Source organism: Corallococcus sp. AB032C, from assembly GCF_003668935.1.
GTDB lineage: Bacteria > Myxococcota > Myxococcia > Myxococcales > Myxococcaceae > Corallococcus > Corallococcus exiguus.
Window position 1 is genome coordinate 1 of the sequence record NZ_RAWP01000194.1, and the last position, 8,210, is coordinate 8,210.

Genomic DNA, 8,210 nt, shown 5'->3' on the forward strand with positions numbered 1-8,210 from the left:
GCGACGCCCCCACCCCCACCGCCGTGCTGTCACCCAACGAGACGTAGTTGACGCTCATCCCCAGCTCAAGGAACGGTCAGCGCGCGCAGCAGGCGTCCGCCGCCGGGGCCGGCCACGCGCAAGAGCAGCGTGCTGCCCTTGGGCGCGGCGCGGATGGCCGCGGCCAGCTCCTTCGCGCTCGCGATGGGCTTCTTGTTCGCCTCCACCACCAGCATGCCCGGCGTCAGCTGCGCGCGGTCCGCGGGCGAGCCCGGGACGATGTCGGTGATGAGCGCGCCGGCGCGCTCGGTGAAGCCCGCCTGGGACGCCGTGCGGGCATCCAGGTCCTGCAGGGACAGGCCCACGCGGCGCGAGCTGTCCTGCTCGTCGGTGGCCCCCGGCTTCTTCTTGGACAGGCCCTCCAGGTCCGGCCGGGTGCCCATGGTCACCTTGACGTCCTGCTTCTTGCCGTCGCGGAAGAGGGACAGCGTCGCGACGCTGTTGGGCTTCTTGAGCGCCACGGTGCGGGTGAGGTCGCTGTCGGAGCGCACCTGCTTGCCGTCCACGGCCACCACCACGTCGTCCGGCTTGAGCCCGGCCTTCGCCGCCGGGGAGTCGGGGGTGATCTGCGTGAGGATGGCGCCCTCGCTCACCGACAGCTTCAGCGCCTGGCCCAGCTCGCGCGTGAGGGGCTGGATGCCCACGCCCAGCCAGCCGCGCGTGACGGCGCCCTCCTTCTCCAGCTGCGGAAGGAGCGCCTTGATGAGGTTGCTGGGCACGGAGAAGCCGATGCCCGTGCCGCCGCCGACGATGGCGGTGTTGATGCCCACCACCTCGCCCTTCATGTTGAAGAGCGGGCCGCCGGAGTTGCCGGGGTTGATGGCCGCGTCCGTCTGCAGGAAGTCGTCGTACACGCTGGCGCCAATCTCCCGGGCGCGCGCGGACAGGATGCCCACGCTCACGCTGGAGGCCAAGCCGAACGGGTTGCCGATGGCCAGCACCCAGTCACCCACGCGCACGGCGTCGGAGTCCCCCAGCTTCACGGTGGGGAGCTGATCCACCTTCTCCTTGATCTTCACCACGGCCACGTCGGTGAGCGGGTCGCGGCCCACCACCTCACCCGAGAACGAACGGCCGTCGTCCAGGCGGATGGTGATGGTGACCGCGTCCTCGATGACGTGGTTGTTGGTGAGCACCAGGCCCTTGGGGTCGATGATGAAGCCAGACCCGGCGCCCTGGCGGATCTGCTCGCGCTCGCTGCGGCCGCCGCCGCGGCCCCGCCCGTTGCCTCCGAAGAAGCGGTCGAAGAGCGGGTTGTCCTCCATGCCTTCCGGCACTTCCGGACGGGCCTGCACGTCCACGTTCACCACGGCGGACTTCACCGATTCCACCAGGGGCGCCAGCGAGGCCAGCGACTGGGCCTCACGCGTGGCGGGCTGGAGGTTGCCGGCCTGACCGGAGGCCGCCTGCTGCGTCTTGGGCGCGGCCGGCTGGGGAGCGGGAGCCTGCGCGAGGGCGAGCGTGGGCGACGCCAACACCAGCACGGCGGCCACGAGCTTGCGACGGGACGAAGGGAGCGTGTGGGTCATGGATCTCCTCAACCTAAAGCGGAAATGAAGCCCCGCAACCGGAACGACGGTGTCCGGTAACGGAAGGTGAACCCCCAGCCCGGCCGCCTGTTCCCGGACCGCTCAACCGGGCCGGTAGACGCGGTAATCCAGCTCGGGGAACAGGTTGTTGCGTCCTTCGACGTGGGACAGCCAGGACTCGTCGATGGTTCCGGCGCGCACCTGGTCGTGCAGGCGCAGGAAGCGCTGCAGGTGCTCCTTCGTGCGGCGCACGGCGTAGTCCACCATGGTGCCGGTCTTCATGATGAAGGCCCAGTCAGAGGCCTGCGCCAGCAGCAATTCGCGGGCGGCCTGGTTCAGCGCCCGGCGCTTGAGGGACGACGCGTCCGGGAAGTCCCGGGCCAGCTCCACCATCTGCCGCGCGGCGTGGTTCAAGTGCCGGTAGATCCAGTCGTTGGTCCCATCCAGCCACATGTTCGCGTAGCCGCCCGCGCCCCAGGAGGACAGGGGCGGCGTGGCCACCTGGTTCTCCGGGTGCTCGCGAAGGTCGTCCAGCGGGCTGATGAGCTGGATGCGGCTGGGGTTGCGCGCGGCCTGGCGGATGAGGGCGTCGATGAAGTGGGGACCCTCGAACCACCAGTGGCCGAAGAGCTCCGCGTCATAGGGCGCGACGACCACGGGCTTGCGGCCGCCCATGCGCGACGCGAGGTATTCGAACTGGCGCTCGCGGTTGAAGAGGAAGTTGCCCGCGTGGACCCAGGCGCGCTCGCGGGCGGCGGCCGGGTCGTAGGGCTGCTTGTCGTTCGTCTTCCCGGTGATGCGGAAGTACTTGAAGCCGGTGTTCTTGCGGTCGCCGGTGGGCTGGATGAAGGGCCGGATGTAGTCCAGGTCCAGGTCCCAGCCGATGTCCCGGTAGAACTCGCGGTAGACGGGGTCGCCGGGGTAGCCGTGCTCGGTGCTCCACACCTGCTGGCTGCTCTCCGGGTCGCGCGCGAAGGCGGCCACGCCGGGCTCGGTGAAGATGGGCGCGTAGGGGCCGTGCAGCGGGCGGGGCGTGGCGTCCGTGAGCGCGTGCGTGTCCGCGAAGAAGTAGCGGATGCGCTCGGCGGAGAGGATGCGCTCCAGGCCCGGGTAGTAGCCGCACTCGGCCAGCCAGATGCCGGCGGGGTCGCGGCCGAAGTTCTGGCGGTAGTGGTTCGCCGCCACCGTCACCTGCGCGCGAACGGCCTCCGGCGTCTGCTGCATGAGCGGCAGGAAGCCGTGGGTCGCGTTGCAGGTGAGGATGTCCAGGTGGCCGGAGTCCTGGAGCCTGCGGAACGCGGCCACCAGGTCGCGCCGGTAGTGGTTGTGGTACGCGAGCCGCAGCGATTCGAAGTGGTCGCGGTGGAAGACGGCCAGCGGGTGGAAGGTGGGGTCGTCCCGGGTGCGGTGCACCTCGCGGGCGCCCAGCTCGCAGAGCGAGTCCAGCCGGCGGGCGTAGCGCTCCCGCAGCAGGTCGTCATTGAGCATCGACACGAGCGTGGGCGAGAGCGTCATCGTCACCCGGAAGGGGACGCGGTCCTCGACCAGCCTGTCGAACACGCGCAAGAGCGGCAGGTACGTCTCGGAGATGGCTTCGTAGAGCCAGTCCTCCTCGAGGAAGTCTTCGTACTCGGGGTGGCGAACGAACGGCAGGTGCGCGTGAAGGACCAGCGCGAGGGAGCCCAGGCTCATAGGTCGGTCGGAGAGGCCGTGCGGGTTCACTTCCGTCCACGGCGCGAGGGCCGGGACTTGGAGGATTTGGAGCCCGAGGGCTTGGGCTCCGGTGGTTTCTGGGCCGCCTTCGCGGGCGGGGACTTCGCGGCGTCCGACTTGGGAGCCACGGCGCTCGAAGCCGCCGGGGTCTCCACCTTCGGGGCCGGAGCCTCGACTTGCGCGGGCGCAGTGCGCGGAGCCTCGGCCTTCGCGGGCGAGGGGCTCGCGGAAACGGAGGCCACTGCGGCCCGTCGCGCGGCCTCGCGGGCCTTGTCGAGGGCACGCTGTTCGGACGCGGAGGGACCGCGAGCCACGCTCAAGGCCCACGGGTCCTTGGGAGGCTCCGGCTCCGTGGGCCGCCACGAATCCGTGATGGCCGGGCCTGGCGTCGATGGGCCTGACGGGAGCGAACCCTCGACCCCCACTGGAGCCGATGTCGACGAGAGGTCCCGTGCTTCGAGCACACCCCGCGAGCTCGGCGCCTCTGGCGACCAGGCATCCGAGCGCCCGGCCGCACGTGGCGCCCCGGGCTGATCCGATGCGCCCGTAGCGCGATCCACGGACAGGTAGCGCTGATCCGATGCGCCCGCCGCCCGAGGCACGGTCAGGTATCGCTGATCCGACGCGCCCGTGGCGCGATCCACGGACAGGTAGCGCTGATCCGATGCGCCCACCGCACGCGGCACCGTGAGGTACTGCTGGTCCGAAGCGCCCGTCGCACGGTCCGCGGACAGATAGCGCTGGTCCGAAGCCCCTGCGGCACGAGGCACGCTCAAGTACTGCTGGTCCGACGCACCCGCGGCGCGAGGCACGGTGAGGTACTGCTGGTCCGAAGTCCCAGGAGCACGCTGCACGCCCTGGGTCCCGTGCCCTCCCGCCACGTACCGCTGGTCCGAAGCGCCGGGTGCACGCGACACCTCTAGATAGCGGTACTCCGAAACGCCGCCCGGCAGCAGCGCCTGACCATGCCGCTGATCCGAAGCGCCTGTCGCGCGCGGCACCTCCAGATACGGAGTGCCCACCACGTCTCCACCGTAGCGCTGATCCGAAGCGCCCGGTGCGCGCGGGACTTCCAGATATGGAGACGCCACGTCATAGCGCTGGTCCGAAGCGCCTGGCGCAAGCTCCACGGCCAGATAGCGCTGATCCGACGCCCCGGGTGCGCGCGACGGAGCCAGCACCGCGCCCTCACCGAGCGTCGCCTCCCCCACGCGCGCATACTGTTGGTCGGACGCCCCCGGCGCACGCGGCGCGCTCTCCAGATAGGCCTCTTCCGCGTAGCGTTGGTCCGAAGCCCCAGGGACGCGCGGCGCATCGACATAAGCCTCGGTGCGCTCGCGGTGGACCTCCGGCACATCCACCAACCCGGCGCTCCCCGGCAGTTGCACCCGGCGCCACGTGACGTATTCGCGCTCCTCCACCCCAGGGACGCGCACGGACGCCGCGGTGGGGACGGCTTCGCGCGACCGGTCCACCACCGGCGGAGGCGGCATGCGCAGGAACCGGATGGACGTGTCCGCCGACGGTCCCGCGGGCGGCAGCGTGGCCCGATTGGACGAATGTCCAATGCGGCGCGACCGGCCATCCGAGCCGACGAAGTGCGCCTCCACCCGGTACGTGCGCCCGGGCGTCATGCCCTGCAGATAGAAGCTGCGCGACTCCAGCGCGAAATCCACCTCGCGCGACACGCCCTCGCCGTCGAACACCTTCATCACCGCGCGCGGCGCCGGCAGGTCGTCCAGCGCCCGGCTCCGGCTCGCGTCACTGAAGTCCCAGAAGACGAAGAGCGTGTGCGGATCCCTCGCGAGCAGCACCATCGCGTCGTCCTGGTAGTCCAGGGGCAGCATGGACAGGTGCTCGTTGCGCTCGGGCGACGCGTCCGCCGGAGGAAGGCGCGGCGCCTGCTCCTCCAGAAGGTGGTGGCGGCGCGCTTCCTTCTCCCCCGCCATCTTCGTCACGAAGAACCCCTCCACCAGGGGCTCGGCGGCGTGCGGCGGCTCGCTCGCGGGCGCGGGCTGCGCGGCGGCGGGCTGTTCTCCCTTGGGAGAACTCGACGGGCGCGGCGTGGGCACTTCCGGCGACAGGGACACCGTGTCCTCGTCGTCCGGGTCGCGGCTCGCCTTCTCGCGGGCGGGGAACGTCACCACGCGCGCGGGCCGCGTCTTGGGGCCGCCGCTGGGCTCCGTGATGGGCTCCTCGGAAAGTTCTCGTGCCTGCGGCGCGGCGGTGCTTTCGGGCGGAGGCAGGGGCACGGACTCGGACGTCGGGCCCCTGGCGGAGCGGGAATCCGCCGGGCCGGAATCGAGCGTCCGCTCCTCGCCGCCCACGTCGCCGGAGCCGCGCCGGGAAATCGCCAGGCCGGCCATGCGCGCGAGCCGCCCCAGGGCGGGAATGCGCTCGGCCAGCGAGGTGACCAGCTCCCGCCCGCGGGACGCGCCAGCTCCCTCCCGGAGGTATTTCCGGGCCAGCTGCCGCAGGTAGCTCACGGTGACGCCCTTCCGCTCATCCATGGACACCTCGCCTCGTTATGACGCGGCATACAGGGGGTCAACGCATCCGTCACGGGATGTGTTGTTCCGCCGACCCCCTTCAACTTCCGTCACGACCGATGACACCTCACCCCGGTCCAAGTATCCTGCGACCGCTTGAGCGACCTGCCCAGACTTCTCCTGTGCAGCTTTGACGTCATCCCCGGCCCGTCTGGCTCCTCACGCCGACTGACCGAGTATCTGAAGGCGTTGCCTGATCGCTTCTCCGTGGTGGTGCTGTCGGCGAAGACGCCCGACCACTCCCATATCGAGAAGTACCAGGGCGCCCGGCTGCTCCGCGTCCCGGTAGGCTCCGGGGACCTGGCGTCACGCATCCAGTCCTTTGAACGGGCCGTTCGCCGCCAGCTCGAAAGCGAGGACTACGCCCTCGCCCACTTCACGGACCCCTTCGGCGGGTACGCGTTGTGCGAGCTGAAGGCGGACTACGGCTACCGCCTCATCTATGAGGCGCAGACGTTCCCGTCCCAGGAGCTGCGCTACACCCATCCGCAGACGGACGGCGACCGCCGCTTCCTGTCGAAGATCCGCCGCCAGGAGCTGTTCTGCCTGATGAACGCGGACCTCGTCGTCACCGGCTCGCAGACGACGCGCGCGTTCATCCAGGGGCTGGGCGCGGCGGAGGACCAGCTCCGGACGATTCGCGCGCCGGTGGACCTGAAGCCGTACGACCCGGAGGTGCTCGGCGCCCCGGACGGTTCGCCCCTCAGGATGATGTACCTGGGCAGCCACGTAGGCTGGCAGGGCCTGCCCACCCTCCTGCGCGCCACGGCGCTCGCGGCCCAGCAGGTGGACGTGCGCCTGACGCTGGTGGGCGCGCACCATCCGGACTGGAAGCCCCACCTGGAGGACCTGGTCAACGACCTGGGTATCAAGGAGAAGGTCGACTTCCAGCCGCCCGTCGTGCACGACGACCTGGTCAAGGTGCTGGCGCTGGCGGACGTGGGCGTGCTGCCGCTGGACGACTCGGAGCGCAACCGGCTCCAGGGCGGACCGCTGGCCAAGGTCTCTGAGTACCTGGCCGCTGGCCGGCCGGTCATCGCCGCGGACCTGCCCGTCACCCGCGAGCTGATTCCGAAGGACGCGGCCGTCTTCTTCCCCCCGGGCGACGCCCGCGCCCTGTCCGAGCGCATCCTGGACCTGGCGCGCGACGTGCCTCGCCGCGTGGCGCTGGGCAAGGCCGGGCGCGCGTTCGCGGAGAAGGTGCTGGACGCGGGCCTCATCCGGGGCCAGCTGCTGGACCTCTACGACTCGCTGCTGGAGAAGCGCGGCCACGTCCCGGTCGAAGCCGCCAGCGAGCCGCCCGACGTCACGATGACGGGCACGCCCACGAACCGGCTCGCGAGCCTGGGCATGCCGGAAGCGTCCCAGCCCGCGGTCGCGGCCAAGCAGCCCGCGGCCCAGGCCGCCTCCGACGAAGCCGCCCCGCCCCCCGCGAAGGATGGCGCGGAGGACGCGCCCGTGGTGATGGGCATGGCCTTGGACGACGGGATGGACACCCGGCTCGTCAAGACCGAGCCGGACATGCGGCCGGACGAAGTGCCCATGGTCATGGGCCTGCCGCTGCGCGAGTCCGCCAGGGCCAAGGCCGCTCCGGCCCCCGCGAGCCAGGAAGCCGCGCCGCCTCCGGAGCCCGCGACCGCGCCCAAGACGACCGACGACACCGCGAAAACGGCGCTCCCCTCCTCCGCCGCGAAGGACGAGGAGCCGGAACCGCTGGGAGGCCGTGGCTCGGAGCCGGCTCCGCCCACGGAGATGGTGACGAGTCCCCTGGTGAAGGCCCTCGGCTTGAAGGATGTCGGTGGGGACGACGCCGGGGATTCGGATGCGGAGGCCCACGCCTCCGAGGATGGCTCCTCCGGAGCGACGGCGGTCGTGCGCCGGCCGGTGGAAGTGGAAGAAGACGACACGAGCACGCCGGCCCCCACGCCCGTCGTGCGCAGGCCGGCCTCCGAGGAAGAAGAACGCGCCCCTACGCCCATCGTGCGCAGGCCGGCCTCCGAGGAAGAGGCGCCCGCGCCCACGCCCGTCGTGCGTCGGCCCCTGCCGGAAGACGAGCCGCCGGCGGCCACGCCCATCGTGCGCCGCCCCACCTCCCTCACGGAGGACGAGGAGCGCGCGCCCACGCCCGTCGTGCGCCGGGCCGGAGTGATGCGTGAGGAGGAAGAGGTCCCCGCGCCCACGCCCATCGTGCCCATGCGCTCGTTGCTGACCGGGGCGCGGAGCACGAACGCCGGCCGTGCGCAGCGGCCGCAGGACTCCGCTCCCTCTGAACCCCCGCGTCTCTTCCCAAGTCCCTCACCCATGGCCGACGCGGACAAACCACCCATCCGTGGCGGCCTCGCCGCGGATCCAGGCCGGCCCGCCTCCCGCCCCCCGGTGC

4 protein-coding genes are annotated in these 8,210 nt (G+C 71.4%); 1 reads left to right on the plus strand and 3 read right to left on the minus strand.

The window, feature by feature from the left end; all coding sequences use genetic code 11:
• Window positions 1-65: 65 nt before the first annotated feature.
• The 3 genes from D7X99_RS40685 to D7X99_RS40695 all read right to left on the minus strand — a co-directional run bounded on the left by D7X99_RS40685 (window position 66) and on the right by D7X99_RS40695 (window position 5,791).
• Window positions 66-1,568, minus strand: coding sequence for a Do family serine endopeptidase (locus tag D7X99_RS40685; RefSeq protein ID WP_121782429.1), 1,503 nt, complete (start codon window positions 1,566-1,568; stop codon window positions 66-68).
• Window positions 1,569-1,670: 102 nt separating this feature from the next.
• On the minus strand, window positions 1,671-3,260 hold the full coding sequence (locus D7X99_RS40690) for a glycoside hydrolase family 57 protein (protein ID WP_121782430.1): 1,590 nt from the start codon (window positions 3,258-3,260) through the stop codon (window positions 1,671-1,673).
• 26 nt (window positions 3,261-3,286) lie between these two features.
• Window positions 3,287-5,791: a DUF4912 domain-containing protein gene (locus D7X99_RS40695; protein ID WP_121782431.1), complete on the minus strand. Its 2,505-nt coding sequence runs from the start codon at window positions 5,789-5,791 to the stop codon at window positions 3,287-3,289.
• A gap of 228 nt (window positions 5,792-6,019) precedes the next feature.
• Here D7X99_RS40695 and D7X99_RS44130 point away from each other — a divergent pair.
• On the plus strand, window positions 6,020-8,210 hold a 2,191-nt coding region (locus D7X99_RS44130), incomplete at its 3' end, for a glycosyltransferase family 4 protein (protein ID WP_233614168.1).

Excerpts from the sequence above, each read along its gene's own strand:
- D7X99_RS40685 (WP_121782429.1), bottom strand. The coding sequence starts at position 1,568 with ATGACCCACACGCTCCCTTCGTCCCGTCGCAAGCTCGTGGCCGCCGTG.
- D7X99_RS40690 (WP_121782430.1), bottom strand. The coding sequence starts at position 3,260 with ATGAGCCTGGGCTCCCTCGCGCTGGTCCTTCACGCGCACCTGCCGTTC.
- D7X99_RS40695 (WP_121782431.1), bottom strand. The coding sequence starts at position 5,791 with ATGGATGAGCGGAAGGGCGTCACCGTGAGCTACCTGCGGCAGCTGGCC.